General features: G+C 70.8%; 2 protein-coding genes. Both read left to right on the top strand.

Going from position 1 to position 1,042, the window contains the following annotated elements; genetic code table 11:
* Positions 1 to 77: 77 nt before the first annotated feature.
* Complete coding sequence (locus tag ABZ260_RS51525; protein ID WP_355633376.1) at positions 78 to 335, top strand: ABC transporter ATP-binding protein; 258 nt, start codon at positions 78 to 80, stop codon at positions 333 to 335.
* 2 nt (positions 336 to 337) lie between these two features.
* Positions 338 to 1,042 (top strand): carboxyl transferase domain-containing protein (locus tag ABZ260_RS51530; protein ID WP_355633378.1); only part of this gene is annotated, 705 nt, incomplete at its 3' end.

Below are 1,042 nucleotides of genomic sequence, written 5' to 3' on the forward strand. Positions count from 1 at the left end.
CGCGATGATCAGGTGCACGACGTTCTGGGGCTGCTCCTGCCTGAAGGCCTGCAGGTCGGGGCGTCTGCGATGAGCCGGTGTCGGCGCTCGACGTCTCGATCCAGGCGCAGATCCTCGACCTGCTCGCCACACTGCAACGCGACCTGGCGGTGGCGATGCTGTTCATCTCGCACGACCTCGGCGTCATCCACCACGTCAGCGACCGGATCGCGGTGATGAAGGACGGGCGGATCGTCGAGACGGGAGACGTCGCGGACGTGTTCGCCCGCCCCTCCGAGCCGTACACCACGGAACTGCTCGCCGCTGTCCCCACCCTCGCACCGGAACGGAGCTGACGATGACGATCACCACCGAGGTTGCGCCGGACCACCGGTCCCCATTGGTACGGCTGGCCCGGCTGCTGGATGAGGGGTCGACGGTCCCGGCGCACGAACCCGACGGCAGCGGCGTCACCGCGGTGCGCGGCCGAATCGGCGGGTCTCCGGTGCTGGCGTACTGCACCGACGCCACCACGATGGGCGGCGCGCTGGGCATGGACGGCGCGCTGCGGATCGCCTCGGCGATCGACGAGGCCGTCGTCCGCCGATGGCCGGTGGTCGGGCTCTGGCACTCCGGTGGTGCCCGCCTGGCCGACGGTGTGGAGTCCATGGACGGAGTGGGGCGCATGTTCCAGGCCATGATCCGCGCCTCGGGACGGGTTCCGCAGATCTCGGTGGTGCTGGGCCCGGCGGCGGGCGCGGCGGCCTACGGGCCGGCCCTCACCGATATCGTGATCATGTCGGAGGAGGGACGGGTGTTCGTCACCGGGCCCGACGTCGTCCACACCGTCACCGGCGAGCGGATCGACATGGCCGGGCTCGGCGGCCCGGAGGTGCACTCCCGCAAGTCGGGTGTCGTCCACGTGGTGACCGAGTCGGAGTCCGCGGCCTACCTGCGGGCCCGCCGCATCACCGCTGAACTACAGCGACATCGCCTACGACCTCGTCGGCCAGCAGGTGCACGCCGACGGCGAGATCTGGTCGGCGACCCAGTACGACGTGCG

This window comes from Streptosporangium sp. NPDC006013 (assembly GCF_040614275.1).
Taxonomy (GTDB): Bacteria; Actinomycetota; Actinomycetes; order Streptosporangiales; family Streptosporangiaceae; genus Streptosporangium.